The sequence below is a fragment of the Ruegeria sp. SAZA006 genome (assembly GCF_059613465.1).
The window spans coordinates 395,184-410,065 of record NZ_JBXWSO010000016.1 but is presented as its reverse complement, the minus strand read 5'-3'; the positions used below and the strand labels follow the sequence as shown (position 1 = coordinate 410,065).

General features: G+C 59.8%; 17 protein-coding genes. 6 read left to right on the top strand and 11 right to left on the bottom strand.

Going from position 1 to position 14,882, the window contains the following annotated elements:
• Positions 1-113 precede the first annotated feature (113 nt).
• The 3 genes from AC2FNZ_RS17175 to AC2FNZ_RS17165 all read left to right on the top strand — a co-directional run bounded on the left by AC2FNZ_RS17175 (position 114) and on the right by AC2FNZ_RS17165 (position 2,749).
• Positions 114-401: a hypothetical protein gene (locus AC2FNZ_RS17175; RefSeq protein ID WP_093964235.1), complete on the top strand. Its 288-nt coding sequence runs from the start codon at positions 114-116 to the stop codon at positions 399-401.
• The gene (locus tag AC2FNZ_RS17170; RefSeq protein ID WP_496841365.1) at positions 373-1,074 is read left to right on the top strand and encodes a winged helix-turn-helix domain-containing protein; all 702 of its coding nucleotides are present in this window, start codon (positions 373-375) and stop codon (positions 1,072-1,074) included. Before AC2FNZ_RS17175 ends, AC2FNZ_RS17170 begins: the two co-directional genes overlap by 29 nt.
• 103 nt (positions 1,075-1,177) lie before the next feature.
• Complete coding sequence (locus AC2FNZ_RS17165) at positions 1,178-2,749, top strand: DUF427 domain-containing protein (protein ID WP_496841364.1); 1,572 nt, start codon at positions 1,178-1,180, stop codon at positions 2,747-2,749.
• Between the two features lie 107 nt (positions 2,750-2,856).
• Here the strand turns inward: AC2FNZ_RS17165 and AC2FNZ_RS17160 are convergent, their stop codons facing one another.
• The 6 genes from AC2FNZ_RS17160 to AC2FNZ_RS17135 form a co-directional block, all read right to left on the bottom strand.
• Positions 2,857-3,654, bottom strand: coding sequence for a DUF1217 domain-containing protein (locus AC2FNZ_RS17160; RefSeq protein WP_496841363.1), 798 nt, complete (start codon positions 3,652-3,654; stop codon positions 2,857-2,859).
• Positions 3,651-4,052 (bottom strand): flagellar biosynthesis repressor FlbT, encoded by a 402-nt coding sequence (flbT, locus tag AC2FNZ_RS17155; RefSeq protein WP_170370105.1) that lies wholly within the window; start codon positions 4,050-4,052, stop codon positions 3,651-3,653. The genes AC2FNZ_RS17160 and flbT overlap by 4 nt, the downstream gene beginning before the upstream one ends.
• Positions 4,052-4,426, bottom strand: coding sequence for a flagellar biosynthesis regulator FlaF (gene flaF / locus AC2FNZ_RS17150; protein ID WP_170369173.1), 375 nt, complete (start codon positions 4,424-4,426; stop codon positions 4,052-4,054). Before flaF ends, flbT begins: the two co-directional genes overlap by 1 nt.
• A gap of 78 nt (positions 4,427-4,504) precedes the next feature.
• The gene (locus AC2FNZ_RS17145) at positions 4,505-5,752 is read right to left on the bottom strand and encodes a flagellin N-terminal helical domain-containing protein (RefSeq protein ID WP_093964410.1); all 1,248 of its coding nucleotides are present in this window, start codon (positions 5,750-5,752) and stop codon (positions 4,505-4,507) included.
• A 207-nt stretch (positions 5,753-5,959) separates the two neighbouring features.
• Entirely contained in the window at positions 5,960-6,319 is a 360-nt protein-coding gene (locus AC2FNZ_RS17140) for a flagellar biosynthesis protein FlgN (RefSeq protein WP_496841362.1), read from the bottom strand.
• On the bottom strand, positions 6,309-6,584 hold the full coding sequence (locus AC2FNZ_RS17135; protein WP_496841361.1) for a rod-binding protein: 276 nt from the start codon (positions 6,582-6,584) through the stop codon (positions 6,309-6,311). Before AC2FNZ_RS17135 ends, AC2FNZ_RS17140 begins: the two co-directional genes overlap by 11 nt.
• A 111-nt stretch (positions 6,585-6,695) precedes the next feature.
• On the opposite strand from AC2FNZ_RS17135, the gene AC2FNZ_RS17130 reads away from it, so the two are divergent.
• Genes AC2FNZ_RS17130 through AC2FNZ_RS17120 form a run of 3 tightly spaced genes read left to right on the top strand, consistent with a single transcriptional unit; the run spans position 6,696 to position 9,525 of the window.
• Positions 6,696-7,937 (top strand): flagellar hook-length control protein FliK, encoded by a 1,242-nt coding sequence (locus AC2FNZ_RS17130; protein WP_496841360.1) that lies wholly within the window; start codon positions 6,696-6,698, stop codon positions 7,935-7,937.
• Between the two features lie 3 nt (positions 7,938-7,940).
• Positions 7,941-8,606: a flagellar hook capping FlgD N-terminal domain-containing protein gene (locus tag AC2FNZ_RS17125; protein WP_496841359.1), complete on the top strand. Its 666-nt coding sequence runs from the start codon at positions 7,941-7,943 to the stop codon at positions 8,604-8,606.
• A gap of 25 nt (positions 8,607-8,631) precedes the next feature.
• A complete protein-coding gene (locus AC2FNZ_RS17120; RefSeq protein WP_496841358.1) occupies positions 8,632-9,525 on the top strand; it encodes a phosphotransferase in 894 nt (297 codons plus the stop codon).
• 12 nt (positions 9,526-9,537) lie between these two features.
• Here the strand turns inward: AC2FNZ_RS17120 and AC2FNZ_RS17115 are convergent, their stop codons facing one another.
• The 5 genes from AC2FNZ_RS17115 to AC2FNZ_RS17095 form a co-directional block, all read right to left on the bottom strand.
• Complete coding sequence (locus AC2FNZ_RS17115) at positions 9,538-10,839, bottom strand: NAD(P)/FAD-dependent oxidoreductase (protein ID WP_496841357.1); 1,302 nt, start codon at positions 10,837-10,839, stop codon at positions 9,538-9,540.
• A complete protein-coding gene (locus AC2FNZ_RS17110; RefSeq protein WP_005980381.1) occupies positions 10,836-11,654 on the bottom strand; it encodes an ABC transporter permease in 819 nt (272 codons plus the stop codon). Before AC2FNZ_RS17110 ends, AC2FNZ_RS17115 begins: the two co-directional genes overlap by 4 nt.
• The gene (locus tag AC2FNZ_RS17105) at positions 11,651-12,541 is read right to left on the bottom strand and encodes an ABC transporter permease subunit (RefSeq protein WP_170364861.1); all 891 of its coding nucleotides are present in this window, start codon (positions 12,539-12,541) and stop codon (positions 11,651-11,653) included. Before AC2FNZ_RS17105 ends, AC2FNZ_RS17110 begins: the two co-directional genes overlap by 4 nt.
• Positions 12,541-13,668 (bottom strand): ABC transporter ATP-binding protein, encoded by a 1,128-nt coding sequence (locus tag AC2FNZ_RS17100; protein WP_170360745.1) that lies wholly within the window; start codon positions 13,666-13,668, stop codon positions 12,541-12,543. The genes AC2FNZ_RS17105 and AC2FNZ_RS17100 overlap by 1 nt, the downstream gene beginning before the upstream one ends.
• A gap of 74 nt (positions 13,669-13,742) precedes the next feature.
• Positions 13,743-14,828, bottom strand: a complete 1,086-nt coding sequence (locus AC2FNZ_RS17095) for a polyamine ABC transporter substrate-binding protein (protein ID WP_170588561.1) — start codon at positions 14,826-14,828, stop codon at positions 13,743-13,745.
• Positions 14,829-14,882: the final 54 nt, after the last annotated feature.

Here is a 14,882-nt window from a genome sequence, read left to right as displayed (position 1 = left end):
TTTCGGCCACCCGCCGACAGACAAGCAATAACGGCCCGCTGTTATCCGATATCATCGCCGCAAACCCTTTGAGATATTGAATATCGTGCCAAGCCATGCGCAGGATGCAGCCTATGAAACAGATCCTCTCTTTCCTGGTCGTTGCGACGTTGATATCGCTGAGCACCACCGTCTCGGCGGCCGAATGTTATGCCGATTACAAGGCCAAACAGGACAACCCGCTGCGCCTGCACTATGGCGTGATGCAAGTGTCCGCCTGCAAAAAGGGGCAAGCCAAGCAAGAGGTGGCCAAAAGGCTGAAATCCTCGGGGTGGACGTTGCTCAACGTGATCAGCGTTTTCGGACCGGAAGGGTTGGATCAAAGGAAGGCCAATGCCGGAAAATTCTATCTCCGTTTCTGAGGCGCGGCGGTCTGGCACCCGGCTGGTTGGAGCAGGCATCGCCGCAATTGTCGTGATCCTGATCACGGCCGCAGCCTTCTTGTTCTGGACCCTGCCCGATGCCAATGCTTTCAACGCTCGGGTCGAGCGGCTGTTCGTCGAAAGTGATCTGACCACCCAGACTGAAATCCGATTGCTGGAGATCCTCGCGCAATCCGGAACCGCATTTGCCGACACGCTGGCCAGCTACCGGATGGTGATCTTCGTGCTGCTGATCTTTGCCACGGCCATGCTGTTGGCCGCCTTGGTCTTTCTGGTGATGCTGGTGACGTTAAACCGTCGAATGGCCCAGATCGAGCGCACGGGAATCCAGGTCACGTCGCTGCTGATCAGTCGCGAAGAGAACACCGTCTACCTGAACAACATGGATTTCAAGCTGACGCCCGCAGCGATGGAAACGCTGGCCGTCCTGGCCGAGTCCCGTCTCGACGACGAAGTGCTGTCGGGGGTTCAGATCGAAGCCATGATCTCTGGCCGAGACATATCGGACTGTGACGAAGCCGCCGGGGCCACGCGCATCAAACGGCTGCGGGACGCGCTGGGCAATCAGATGGTCAGCGAGCTGTTGGTCAAAAACATCGCCAAAAAGGGCTATATGCTGGCGATCGAAAAAGACGTGATCCAGATGGTCTGACCGCCTCGACCGTGGATCGCGATCGGTAAATTCTGTGTTGCGCCCCTTGGAAATCGGGCTGCAAAAGCCCATCCTCTAGGGACCCGGGCAAGGGAGACGGCCGATGAATGTCCACGCCACACGGAATACGAACGGCTACGGAATTTCGATCGAAACGCTTGACGGCAGGGTTGCCATCTACCGCGATGACATCCTTCTGGCTGAAAGCACGAATGCCAAGGTCATGTATGAAACCCGGCTGCCGCCTGCGATTTATGTTCCGCGCGAAGACGTGCGCGTTGATCTGAGCGGTGAGACCGAGTTGCAGACCTTCTGCCCGTTCAAGGGCACGGCAACCTATCACGATGTCCTGATTGGCGACGAACGGTTGGCAAACTCGGTTTGGGCCTACGAGGATTCCCTGCCTGAAAGCAAAGCCATCCAGGGTCACATCGGCTTCATGCCGGCGGCGTACACTCATATCGATCTGGGCGACAATCAATTGCGCCAACCGCGAGACGGCAACATCAGCGGCCCGTTGATCGATTGGCTGATGCGTGGCGCGGGGTCGATCGCAACACCCGAAGATTTCACCAAGACCCTAGCCGAAAAAATGCTGGAACACGGCATCGCGATTCAACGTCTCAGCATCCTTGTCTGGTCGCTGCATCCCCTGATCGCAGGTAAGCACTACATCTGGGAAAAGGGTGCCGAGGAGATTTCGACCAATATTCCAACCTACGAGATTCACGATCACCCCGCTTTCATCAACAGCCCCTTGCGGCATGTCTCGAACGGGTTGGGCGGCGTTCGGCAACGGCTGAACGTCGACAACCCCCACAACAGTTTCCCCATCATGGAGGACCTGCGCGCCAAGGGGGGCACCGATTACGTGGCAATGCCTCTGCCGTTTTCCGACGGGCGTATCAACGTCCTGACGTTGACCTGCGACCGCCCCAACGGCTTTACCACGGAAAACCTGGGGCTTGTCTTTGAGTGCTCGGCCGTCATCGCCCGCTACTATGAGGTGTTCATGCAGCGCGAGAATGCCCAGGCCCTTCTCGAGACCTATGTGGGCAAACGAACCGGGGCCCGCGTTTTGGGCGGCGACATTCGTCGCGGCGACGGAGACGACATCGACGCGGCCATCATGTTCTGTGACCTGCGCAACTCGACCAGTCTGGAAGAGGATCTGGGCCGCACGGAATACATCAACCTGTTGAACGAATTCTTCGAAACGGTGTCCGGCATCGTCCACGACAACGACGGTGAGGTTCTGAAATTCATCGGCGACGCCGTTCTTGCGGTTTTCCCGGCAGGTGAGGACCCCGGCAAAGCACGGTCAGACGCTCAGCGCAGTGCCGTTGAAATCGTCGAGAAATTGGGCGAGCTGCGTCGCTCCGACAAGAACCGGCAATGCGATTGTTCGATCGGCGTATCGTTCGGGCGTGTCACGTACGGAAATGTCGGTTCGCGCGAGCGGCTTGATTTCACGGTGATCGGACATGCAGCCAATGTCGCGGCGCGGTTGGGCGAGTTCGGCAAGCTCAATGGCCATCGGATCGTCGTGTCCGAAGATATCGAGCCGGCCTGTTCCCGGGCCGTCCCATTGGGGCCGGTCGACCTGCACAACGTTTCGCATCCGGTGATGTCTTTTGCCTTGCAGACATCGGCTGACACGGTTCTGGATGCCTGAGCATCCGGCACCCTTGCCCCCCGATCCCAAATAGCCACTCATAGCTGCGCACAGCACTGGTGCATCTTTTGATCCTGGCGCGAGGTGCTGACCTTAGCCCGAGCGGTTCAACTTGCGGCACCCAGCAAAATCAAAGCAGTTTGCGCGGGAGAAATCGAACTTTGCATCTGTGCGATCTGAGTCCGGGCGAGATAAGTATCCGTCAGCTCGGAAATGGCATCGGCATCGACGAACTGCGAAAGGTTCGGTGAACCAGTCACTCTGCTCAGCTTGTCCCGAAATACGTCCAGCTGCTTGTCGATATCCAGCTGTCCAAAGCTTGACGGCAGGCCCAGCGCTGTTTCCATCATGCTACGTAATGGTGGCAGGCTCATCAGATCGTACCACTTCTTGGTCTCGCTTCCGGACTGCCCGGCAAGGTCTTTCAAAGCGTGCTGGGCAAAAAGCGCGATCCGCATGGAGTCGTCGGCTTCTCCGATCGAGCTTTCGAACCGGGCGACGACATTTTTCTGAGCGATCTTCTCCATGTCAGTGATCAGTGCGGTTTTCCGGACTTCGCCCGGACCCAAGCCGAATGCTTCGGAAAACTCCCGATATCTGCTGTCAGCAAGCCGGTTCGCAAGGGCGTCATCCGAACTCGTACCGTCTGACAAGACCTTTTGAATGAAGTACCGATTGTCCAGGTCACCTTCCAATCCGAACGCGCCCAACGCGACCTGCAGCAGTCGCCGGTCAGAGACCAGATCTTCTGCCGACCGGACGTTTCGGATGTTTTCCACAAAATACTGCGTGTCCCGGTCATTGACCGCCGAGGTGGAAAAGGCCTGCAACTGGGCGTCATAGGTGCGCTGCAAAAAACGCCACCCCACGATTCCCGCAGTTGGAATGACCGGCAGGAATGTCATTGCCGATAGGCCATCAGACGCTCTTCGCGCGGCAGCAACGATCGAAGCGCCTTCAGGCATTTGTAGTACTGCTCGGCCACCAGGGCTTCGGTCGCCTGTGCCAGGACCCGGCGACTGTCGACATCCGTGAAGACCTGGCTCAGTTCCTCGATCCGTCGCAGCAGCTGTTGTTTTGCGTCTCCGGCTTCCAGATCTCCGGACAGGACCAGCTGGGCCGCGTAACACACGCGCCGGACCGGGGTTGTCACTTCGTCGGGATGTATCGCGTCGCGCAACCGAAGGACATTTGCCTCGGGCGTCATGATTGAAAAGCGGGTCCGCCGATCGCCGTTCTCGATCACTACGCCATTGATTAAAACCCGCTCTTTCGGAGCCAGCTTCAGAACCAGCCCGCCCATTACGCGGTCCCCCGCTGACGCAGCCCGCGCAAAACCGCCAGATTGATTTCAAGCAGCGGCTCGACCCCGGCCTTGCTGGCCAGAACCTGGCCCGTATGCTGCTCGGTGAACTCGGCCAGATAGAAGATCCGCGCGCGCAGCTCATTCGGCAGTGCATTGTCCGAGTCCACGACGCCATTGGCCAGAACGGACCACAAGCGGCGGTTTTCATGCAGGGCCTGAACAAAGCCCGCGAAATCCGAAGCTTTGCGCGCGGCCGCTGCCTTGAGCCGATGCGTGATCTTTGAAATCGCCTCATACTCGGTATCACGCGGGGTTCGCGTCGGAGCGGCGGACTGAGCATATGCCCGTTGTGCAAGCGTTTGCGGGGTCACTTGAAATCCTTTCAAAAGGCCGTCGTATTTGCAGTCACAGCCGGGGCGCGTAGATCACGCCCCGGCCAAGTTTCCGCCTTAGCGGAACAGCGAGAGGATCGACTGCGGCGCCTGGTTGGCGATCGACAGCGATTGTGTCGCCAATTGCTGCTGGACCTGCAGGGCCTGCAGACGGGCCGAGGTCTCTTCCATATCGGCGTCCACCAGCGAGCCGATGCCGGATTTGAAAGAGTCAGTCAGGTTCGAGATGAACTCCTTCTGGGTCTCGATCCGCCCTTGGGCCGAACCGAACGCGGCCGACGCGTCAATCGCCGTGTCGATCAAGGTTTCGATCGTGCCCAGTGCTGCGACAGCGCCGGCACTGGTCGAAACGTCAATCGACGACAACGCACCAAGACCGCCAGAACCGGCATTGGTGAACTGGGCCGAAACGGTTACGTCGCGATCTGCGTCAGCACCAGCGGCTGCGGTGCCGGTCACGAAGGACAGCGTACCCGGCGCGCTGGAGTCATAATCGATCGCAACACCGGTGATCCCAAGCGCGTCGATCTGGTTCTTCAGCCCCACTGCCACGATGGCATCTGTGTAGGCAGAGTCATAGGTTCCCGAAGGGTCCAGATCGCTGGCCTGTACGGTGTACGAAGCAACTTTGTCCCCGATCGTGATCGACACTTTGTCACCGACGGCGAAGTTGTCGGTCGAACTATCGATCACGATGTCACCAGACCCGCCCGACTTGTCCATTGTGAACCCGGCGGCGTCATTGTCAGTGGTCGCGTTGTCCGAGCCGGCCAGAACACCCTTGCTGGCATACCCACCGGTCGACAGATCCTGGCTGGCCACCGAAATCGACGACGAGGTCACGTTGCCTGCGCTGTCGCGATCCAGCGACGACAGGATCGATGCGGTGCCCGCTGACCCGTCCACAAGATTGAGGCCGTTGAACTGTGCGGCACCGACAACCGATGCGATCTGGTCCCGCAGGGCGGTTACGTCATCATTGATCTTGCCGCGGTCGACGTTGTCCTCCTGTGCGGCGACGATCTTGTTCTTCATCTGGGTCAGCAGGTCAGTCACGGTTTCCGAAGCGTTCCGCGCCACGGCGACAGTCGATTCACCCAGTGCCAGACTATCCTTGATCGCGTTGAAACCGTTGACGTCGGATTCCATCACCTTGGAAATCGCCCATACGGCCGAGTTGTCCTTGGCGGTAGCGACATCTTTACCCGTCGAAATCGCGTTCTGGGTTGCTGCAAGGTTCTTGTTGACCGATTTCAGAGTCTGCAGCGCCACCATCGCGCCGTTGTTTGTCAGAATGCTGGACATGTTTTTCATCCTTTTCCATTCGGGCCTTCTTCGCCCAGTGACGCCCGACCATCATTGGCGGACGTGTTGTCGTTCTGACCTGTGCGAGCTACCGGCCGGTGCTCGCGCCACCTTCTTTCGAGGTGCGGGACCACTTTTGGGCCTGACCTCCTAACGGAGTGCTAAGGCGGTCCGACGGAAAAGAACGGATTTGATTCAAACCGGCCGCTAGGCACGTTTTTCCAGCTTGGGATCCTGACGGACGGCGAAACCATTGCGTTGCCCGGACGCGTCATAGGTCGTGAATTCCTGCCGGATTTTTCTGAGTTCAGCCATCCGGTTCATGACCGCCCGAATCCCTTCGGCCGCGCTGTTCAGCAGGCCCTGATTGCGCTCGACCTTCTGGTGCAACCGAATCAAGTCGTCACTGTCGTGCACCTGCATCTCGTTGATTGCGCCGATCAGTTTTTCCTTCTGCGGCATCATCTTGCCCAGTCGATCCAGGTCCCCCTCGACCAAGGCCCCGCGCTCGAGATCGAGAACCTCCTCTAGAGCCTTAATCAGTCCCTGCTTGTGCTCAGTCGGCATCGGTCTTCTCCATCATTGCATTGAGTAGGGTTTCCGACAGTCCGATCCCGCCGGATCGGGCCAATTGCCTGGCCTGCTCCTGCAACAGGAAAGACGAGAACTGGTCTTCGCCCGCGCCACCTCCGAAAGCCTGCCGCGCCTTGTCCAAGCCTGCGGCTTTCAGCATTTCGGCTAGAAAAGTTGCCTCAAGCTCGACCGCCGCGGCCTTGAGTCTTTGTTCGGTCATATTGCTGCGCGGTACCGGCGCGAAGTTTGGGATTTCCATCGCCCTCTCCGAAAATTGTTTCGATCTTTGTCGATCAAAGCGAAGAGCGGTTAAAATAAACGTAACTACCTTGAGGGCAGGTTTGGGCCAAACAACCGGAGCCGGAGCAAAATGCCCAACGCCCTGACCATGATGACCAATGTGATTTCCGGCGGAAAGCAGGATTGGGCCGCAAAGTCCGAGCCCGCAGCAAAAGGCGACTCTGATTTCGCCGAACTCATGGCCGAAGAAGAGATGCCGAACCTCGAGGCCGAGGCGAAACCTCATCCGGACAGCCGCACGGATCCAGAAATCGTGGATGGCGATGAAAACACCGACCTGGACGTCCCGCAGGCCGAACCTGATTTGGCTGAACCGCTGGAATTGCAGGGATCACAACAGGACGCGCGACAGAAAGACACCCCTCTGCTCGCTGCAACGCACGGGGAATTGCCAAAGCACCAAACGACGGCGCACGCCACTCTCGGGGCCAGTCCCCCGGCGGAGGGACGCCAGTCAACTGCCGCCGCGGCCATGCACGCAGAAACCTATGATCCCGATCGCCGATCACTCGCTGGCGACTTGGGCAAGGGAACCGAAGCGTCCGAGCGTGCCGGGAACACACCGTCGCAACCTACGCCAGCTGCAAAAGAGCAGTTGAACGCCACCGAAACCGGAATGAGTGGGGGCCTGCAGAACCGTAAGGACGAATTGCGCACTGCAGCCGGAAAAGAAGCCAGACGAGACGAGCAGGCCACCGGATCGGGGGTGGTGGTTCAGCGGCCGGCCAAACCTGCCGGCCAGGGAACCGAAGCCATCATCCGGGCACAGATCGTAGGAACACCGGAACGCGCGGCGTTAAAGGACCCGACGCCTGAAGACAGTCTGCACGACCGGATGCCAACACAGGACTTTGGTACGACCCCAGCGCAAAGGGATACAGGCCCGACCAACGGCGCCCCGTTCTCGGGCCGGGCGGAAATTGCTCGGGCGGTCGCCGGGCAAATGGCGGCCACCATCGTCGCAAAGCCGGGAAGCGGTAGCGTGGAGATCGCACTGACTCCGGAAGAGCTGGGCAAAGTTTCGATCAAGGTGACCGGGCGCGAAGACGGGTTGCACATGATGATCGTCGCTGACCGGCCCGAAACCATGGACCTCATGCGCCGGCATATCTCGATCCTGTCAGCCGAATTCAAAGAGATGGGGCTGGGCGATCTCTCCTTTGATCTGGGCACCTCGGCGAACCCAGATCAGAATGCTGAGCCACCTGAACGCAGCACATTCATCACCGCGGGGGACCTTGACCCTGCAACGGAAACACCCGCTCGGGCCCGCCCAACCCAGGTGGACCGGGCGTTGGACCTGAGGCTTTGACCCATGATCACCACAGCGGCATCCGCGACACAAACGCCCTCAACAGCGCAACCAACAGGACCGTCGGCGGCAACAGGCCTGACCTCGGACTTCGAGACGTTTCTAATGATGTTGACGGCGCAGGCGCGCAACCAAGACCCTCTGGAGCCACTGGATTCGTCGGAATATGCATCGCAGCTCGCCCAGTTTTCGATGGTCGAGCAGCAGGTTCAGACCAACGACCTTCTGGCAAACCTCACCGCCGCCCTGAGCAGCGTCAACCTGGATGAGCTGTCCAACTGGATTGGGGTCGATGTGCAGGGGGCAGCCTCCTTCCGGTTTGATGGCCAGCCGCAGACCATATTCACTCAGCCCGACCTGGGCGCGGATGCGTCTGTGCTGGTCATCAAGGATTCTGACGAAACCGAAATCGACCGGGTCTCTGTTCCGGTATCTGAAACCGAGTTTCTTTGGGCTGGAGTGGATGCATCGGGCAATCCGCTGCCCAACGGTACCTATTCCGCAACACTGGAAAGCTATTTGGGTGATGAACTGCTCTCGGCGCGGCCCGCGGCCACCTACAGCCGCGTCGTCGAAGCACAAGTCGGGGCCGGAGTCGTCATGTTGACCTTGGACAGCGGCGTTGTGATTCCGGCGACCGACGTCGTTGCCGTTCGTACCGGCGCTTGAACTCGGGAGCGCTGCGGGCCAAGGATTGACCATCCAGATTCGCAACGCTCCGGTGTCCCAACTGTCCGTTCCAACCGCTCCTCCACCTGGCCTTTCAGACCAACTTGTCGAAAGCGGGTTGATCGCAAAAGACGCCCAGTTCGAGACGTTGTATGGCGGACGCACGAACCAGGTGTGGAAGGTATTTGACGCCGAGCCGGACCGGGTTTTGAAGTTCTACCGGTCTTCGCTACAAAACCCGCTGTTTCGCAACGACGCCCAACTTGAAGCAGCCTGTCTGCACGCGCTTGCAGAGACGGGGTTTGTTCCGCGGCTTCGCGCCTCGGGCCGCTTTGGCCCGGATCGCTGGGTTTTTTATGACCATGCGGCTGGGACACCTTGGCGAGAAGGCACCGCGCAGGTGGCGGAACTGCTGCATGATCTGCACACCCAAGAAGTCGTGCTTGAGGTCCCTAAGGGATGCAATGGAAGCGTTGATCTAGATCATCACGGCACCCGTATCTTGAAGGGTTGCCGCTCGGAACTCAGCGCCGTTCTGGCCGACTGCAAACCCGGGACCCAGGTGCCGCCAACCCCCCGAGTATGCCTGATCCATGGCGACCCGGTGGCCGGCAACATCCTCGTCTCCTCTGCGGGGCTGACACTGATCGACTGGCAATGCCCGGCGATGGGTGACCCATGCGAGGATCTTGCCCTGTTCCTGTCACCCGCTATGCAGCACCTCTATCGCGGCAAGGCGCTGAGCCCCGAGGAAGAGGCTACGTTTCTGTCGGCCTATGACAGCCCGCAGACGGTGCGCCGATACCTCGCGCTGAAGCCCTGGTACAATTGGCGTATGGCTGCCTACTGCCTGTGGCGGGCCGAGAATGGCGCGCCAGCCTATAGGGCCGGCTTTGACCTTGAGGTTGCGGCCCTCTGACTGTGGGCCGTATCACAAATCGGCAAGAGCCATGGCCGCATAAGCCGGTGGCATCAGAAGTCGCCGCCAGCGCCCGAAGGGGAACTTTGACGGCGGTTTGGCGATGACGTCCGGAATATTCGCGGGCTCACCCAAGACCAAGCGGGCCAATGCCCGCCCGCAATAGCTGCCCATCGCCACGCCGTTCCCGTGATAGGCCAGACCGGCAAACAAGCCCGGGTGGCCCGGAACCTCCCCGACGAAGGGCAGCAGGTCGCGGGTCAGGCAAACCATACCTGACCACATATGAGTTGCCTCAACCTCGGCCCAACCCGGGAACATGCGATCAAAGTCACGGCGTACTTTGCGACGGATCGCAGCTTCGGCGCGCGGCGAGGACATGAGGCCACCCCGCATTCCGAACAGGAACCGGTTGTCCGGCATCAGACGGAAATAGTGCAGAAGGTTGCGCGTGTCGTACGCCATCTGGCGCGAAGTCCAACCCTGTACCTGCAATTCAGCTTCGGTCATCGGACGTGTCACCATGACCGTGGACTGGGCGGGCATGTAACGGGCGGCCAACCAGTCGGGCAGATCGTCGCTGGAATAGCCGTTGGTGCAGATCAACACCGTCTTGGCCTGAATACGGCCCGTGGGGGTGGTCATCTTGTACCCGGACCCGGCTTTTCTGATGCCCTGAACCGGGCTTTTTGAGAATACTGCGGCACCTTGCGCCTGCGCGGCCCGGGCCAACCCGAACAGGTATTTCTGCGGGTTCAGCCCAAAACCGACCGGGTCGGTATATCCGCCAAAGAAACGGCCCCCCATACCGAGGCGTTCCAAATCCGACGGCTCATGCAGAACCCCACCGCTTTCCGCGCGACGCCGCAGCCGCTCCATCGCGCGCGGGCTGTGCGCAAGCTGCGTCTCTCCTTCTGAGTGAACGTCGGCATCGATCCGAAGGCGCTGCAAAAGATCCGCAACCAAGGTGACCGCGTCGGTTTCGGCCTGCGCGTAATCCTGTGCTGCCGAAATCCCATAGCGCCGCGCCAGTGTCGCCGAACCAAGCTTGGACCCTCCTTGGCAGCAAAACCCACCATTGCGCCCCGAAGCGCCCCAGCCCGGAGCTTCGGCCTCGAACACGGCGACAGACACACCGCGTTCGGCGAGGTGCAGGGCCGCAGACAATCCGGTGAACCCGCCGCCGACAATCGCAACGTCGGTCGACAAGTCACCTGAATGAACGGGCCAGTCAGGCGCTGGCACGGTTTCATCCCACCAACACCCCGCGCGCGGGCCGGGGCCATAGGTGTAGGCCGGAAAGATCCGTTTCATTCGGTACGCGCGGCAGCTTGTTCCTCTTGCCGCTGCCGGACCATCGCGCGTTTCGACACCAGCGAAGCGGTGATCACGCCCACGGTGACCACGGCGATCATGATGGTCGACAACGCGTTGATTTCCGGGCTGACCCCCAGACGTACGGCCGAGAAGATCTTGATCGGAAGGGTCGTGGCCGAGGGGCCGGACGTGAAGGACGCGATCACCAGGTCATCCAGCGACAGGGTGAAGGCCAGCAACCACCCCGAGATCACCGCCGGCGCGATGATCGGCAGCGTCACCAACCTGAAGGCCTGCGCCGGTGAGCAGCCCAGATCCAGCGCCGCCTCTTCCAGCGACCGGTCGAACGTCACCAGCCGCGAGGACACCACGACCGAGACGTAGCACATCGAAAAGGTCGTATGTGCCAGCACGATGGTCAAAATGCCTCGGTCCAGCCCGATGCCGATGAACAACAGCAGCAGCGACAGGCCGGTGATTACCTCGGGCATCACCAGCGGCGCGTAGATCATCCCGGAAAACAGCGTGCGGCCGAAGAACCGCCCGCCGCGCACCATGACATAGGCCGCCATGGTGCCCAGAATGGTCGCCAGCGTCGACGAGAACACGGCAACGCGAACGGTGACCCAGGCCGCATCCAGAAACGCCTGGTTCTGCATCAACTCGCCATACCATTTGGTCGAGAACCCCGCCCAGACCGTGACCAGCTTGCTTTCGTTGAAACTGAAGATGATCAGGATCACCATCGGGATGTACAGAAACGCAAAGCCCAGCGTCAGCGAGACCGTATTGAACCAGCTCAGCCTGTTCATTGCTCTGCCTCCGCCTGTTTCTGCTGGTTGCGCTGGAACAGCACGATCGGGATCACCAGGATCAGCAGCAGGATCACCGCCACGGCGCTGGCCACCGGCCAGTCGCGGTTCGAGAAGAACTCCTCCCACAAGACCTTGCCGATCATCAGCGTGCCCGATCCACCCAGCAGCGAGGGGATCACGAATTCACCGATCACGGGGATCATCACCAGGAAACATCCCGCAATGATGCCCGGGCGCGACAGTGGGATGGTCACCAGCCAAAAGGCCTGCGTGCGCGAACAGCCCAGATCCTCGGCCGCCTCGATCAGCGAGCCGTCCAACCGATCGAGCGCCGCATAGATCGGCAGGATCATGAAGGGCAGATAGGTGTAGACGATGCCGATATAGACGGCCGTCTGCGTGTTCAGGATGGTCAGCGGGGTCGAGATGATGCCCGTCCACAGTAGGAACTGGTTCAGGTAGCCTTCGTTCGACAGGATCCCCATCCACGCATAGACGCGGATCAGGAACGAGGTCCAGAACGGCAGGATCACCAGCATCATCAGCGTCGGACGCCATTCCTCGGGCGCGCGGGCCATGCCATAGGCGATGGGATAGCCCACCACCAAGGTCAGCGCGGTCGCGATCAGCGCGATCTTGACGCTGGACAGGTAGGCTTTCCAGTACAGGTCATCCTCGGTCAGCCAGACGAAGTTCTCAAAATCCAGTTGGCTGAAGAATTCCTTGATCCCGGCCCAGCCCTGCGACAGATCAAGGGTCGGGGTGTAGGGCGGGATCGCAAGCGCGATGTCCGACAGCGAGATCTTCAACACGATGAAGAACGGCACCAGGAACAGGGCCAGCAGCCAGACATAGGGAATGGCGATCAGGACCGCGCGGCGCATCAGTCTGCCAGCAGAACCGCCGCCGTGGCTGTCCAGGACAGCCAGACAGGGTCTTCCCAAGTAAAGGACCGGCGGGAAATCCGCCGTGTGTTGGCCGTTTGCGCCTTGATGATCGTCCCGTTTGGCAATTCGACATGGTAGGTCGACAGGTTGCCCAAATAGGCAATGTCATGCACCTTGCCCTGCACTGCGTTGACGGCATCGGCAGGACGCTCGGCCGAGATCGTTACCTTTTCCGGCCGGATGGCCAGGTGACAGGCCTGCCCGTTTCCAAAGCTTGCCGCCGATGTCGCCGTCAGTGGCGGCTGGCCCTCGGCCCATTCGATACTGTACGAGCCCTCACCGGCGGCGGTTGCACGACCTTCGATGATGTTCACGTCCCCAATGAAATCGGCGACATAGACCGAGTTCGGGTTTTCGTAGATCCGGTCCGGCGTGGCGACCTGCATCAACTGACCCTGATCCATCACCGCAACGCGGCTGGCGACCGTCATCGCCTCTTCCTGGTCGTGGGTCACGATCACGAAGGTGGTGCCGGTCTTTTCCTGAATGTCCATCAGCTCGAACTGGGTGTCCTGGCGCAGCTTCTTGTCCAGCGCGCCCAACGGTTCGTCCAGCAGCAGCAGTTTGGGCGCCTTGGCCAGCGACCGGGCCAACGCCACGCGCTGACGTTGACCACCGGAAATCTGGTGCGGTTTGCGGCGGGCAAATTTCTCAAGACGGGTCAGGCGCAGCATTTCCTCGACCCGGTCTTCCAGATCATGCTTGGGCATGTTGTCCCGGCGCAGGCCAAAGGCGATGTTGTCCCAGACGTTCAGATGGGGAAACAGCGCGTAGGACTGGAACATCATGTTGACCGCCCGCTTGTTCGGCGGAACCGGGTCGATGTCCTGACCGCTCAGCATGATGTGGCCTTCGGTGGGTTTCTCGAACCCCGCCAGCATCCGCATCATCGTCGTCTTGCCGCAACCCGACGGCCCCAGCAAAGCAAAGAATTCCCGCTCGAAGATGTCCAGCGACAGATTGTCGATGGCAGTAAAGTCCCCGAATCGCTTGGTCACATTTTTGAACTGGATCAAGGGTTTCGCCTGCGGATCTTCCCACGGCGCAAAGACGGTAGAGTTCAAATCGGCCCCCGTAAGTCAGCCTGTACAGGTAGTGCGCAAGGCAGAACCATTCTGCCTTGCGCAATCATTTCGGATCAGGTGCCCGATTTGATCTTGGTCCACAGACGGGTCACGACCCGCTGCGTTTTGGCCGGGTAAGGCGTGGTGATGTAGAGGTTCTGCATCGTAGCATCATCCGGGTAGATCGCCGGATCGCCGATCACGTCTTCTTCCAGAAACTCCTGCGACGCCTTGTTGCCGTTGGCGTAGTAGACGTAGTTCGACGCCGCCGCCATGTTGTTGGCATCCAGGATGAAGTTCAGGAATTTATGCGCGCCGTCCGGGTTGGGTGCATCCACCGGAATGGCCATCTGGTCGAACCACATCAGCGAGCCTTCGGCAAACGGATGGTATTCGATGGTCACACCGTTGTCGGCCTCATCCGCCCGATCGCGGGCCTGCAGAATGTCGCCCGACCAGCCCACGGCCACGCAGATGTCCCCATTGGCCAGCGCATTGATGTATTCCGAGCTGTGGAACTTCTGGATGTAGGGACGCACGCCCGTCAGCACTTCTTCGGTCTTGGCGATCACATCGGTGTCATGGCTGTCCGGGTCTTCGCCAATGTACTGGAGTACCATGGGAATAATCTCAGACGGCGCATCCAGAAAATGGACGCCGCATGCGGCCAGCTTTTCCATGTTCTCGGGCTTCAGCACCAGGTCCATGCTGTTCAAGGGCGCATCGTCGCCCAGCACTTCCTTGACCTTGTCGACATTCACGCCCAGCCCCGTGGTGCCCCACATGTAGTTGATCGAATAGGCGTTGTCCGGGTCATATCCTGCCGTACGCTCTTGGATCACGTCCCAGAGGTTAACTGCATTGGGCAGCTTGGACATGTCCAGTTTCTGGAAGGCTCCAGCCTGGATCTGGCGCTGAAGGAAGGTGCCCGACGGCACCACCACATCGTAACCGGAACCCCCGGCCAGCATCTTGGTTTCCAAAACCTCGTTGCTGTCGAACACATCGTAAATCAGGGTCAGACCCGTCTCTTCCTGGAATTTGCTCAGCAACTCCTCGTCGATGTAGTCCGACCAGTTGTATACACGCACCTCTTCCGCAACAGCGGCCGACGTCCCCAATGCGACAATTGCCGTCATCGTCAGCGTTTTGATTTTCATTTTCTTCTCCCTGCAAGTGTACGGGCATTTTCCCGTTTTTTTGGATTTGATCAA

Excerpts from the sequence above, each read along its gene's own strand:
- AC2FNZ_RS17175 (WP_093964235.1), top strand. The coding sequence starts at position 114 with ATGAAACAGATCCTCTCTTTCCTGGTCGTTGCGACGTTGATATCGCTG.
- AC2FNZ_RS17170 (WP_496841365.1), top strand. The coding sequence starts at position 373 with ATGCCGGAAAATTCTATCTCCGTTTCTGAGGCGCGGCGGTCTGGCACC.
- AC2FNZ_RS17165 (WP_496841364.1), top strand. The coding sequence starts at position 1,178 with ATGAATGTCCACGCCACACGGAATACGAACGGCTACGGAATTTCGATC.
- AC2FNZ_RS17160 (WP_496841363.1), bottom strand. The coding sequence starts at position 3,654 with ATGACATTCCTGCCGGTCATTCCAACTGCGGGAATCGTGGGGTGGCGT.
- flbT (WP_170370105.1), bottom strand. The coding sequence starts at position 4,052 with ATGGGCGGGCTGGTTCTGAAGCTGGCTCCGAAAGAGCGGGTTTTAATC.
- AC2FNZ_RS17145 (WP_093964410.1), bottom strand. The coding sequence starts at position 5,752 with ATGTCCAGCATTCTGACAAACAACGGCGCGATGGTGGCGCTGCAGACT.
- AC2FNZ_RS17140 (WP_496841362.1), bottom strand. The coding sequence starts at position 6,319 with ATGCCGACTGAGCACAAGCAGGGACTGATTAAGGCTCTAGAGGAGGTT.
- AC2FNZ_RS17135 (WP_496841361.1), bottom strand. The coding sequence starts at position 6,584 with ATGGAAATCCCAAACTTCGCGCCGGTACCGCGCAGCAATATGACCGAA.
- AC2FNZ_RS17130 (WP_496841360.1), top strand. The coding sequence starts at position 6,696 with ATGCCCAACGCCCTGACCATGATGACCAATGTGATTTCCGGCGGAAAG.
- AC2FNZ_RS17125 (WP_496841359.1), top strand. The coding sequence starts at position 7,941 with ATGATCACCACAGCGGCATCCGCGACACAAACGCCCTCAACAGCGCAA.
- AC2FNZ_RS17115 (WP_496841357.1), bottom strand. The coding sequence starts at position 10,839 with ATGAAACGGATCTTTCCGGCCTACACCTATGGCCCCGGCCCGCGCGCG.
- AC2FNZ_RS17110 (WP_005980381.1), bottom strand. The coding sequence starts at position 11,654 with ATGAACAGGCTGAGCTGGTTCAATACGGTCTCGCTGACGCTGGGCTTT.
- AC2FNZ_RS17105 (WP_170364861.1), bottom strand. The coding sequence starts at position 12,541 with ATGCGCCGCGCGGTCCTGATCGCCATTCCCTATGTCTGGCTGCTGGCC.
- AC2FNZ_RS17095 (WP_170588561.1), bottom strand. The coding sequence starts at position 14,828 with ATGAAAATCAAAACGCTGACGATGACGGCAATTGTCGCATTGGGGACG.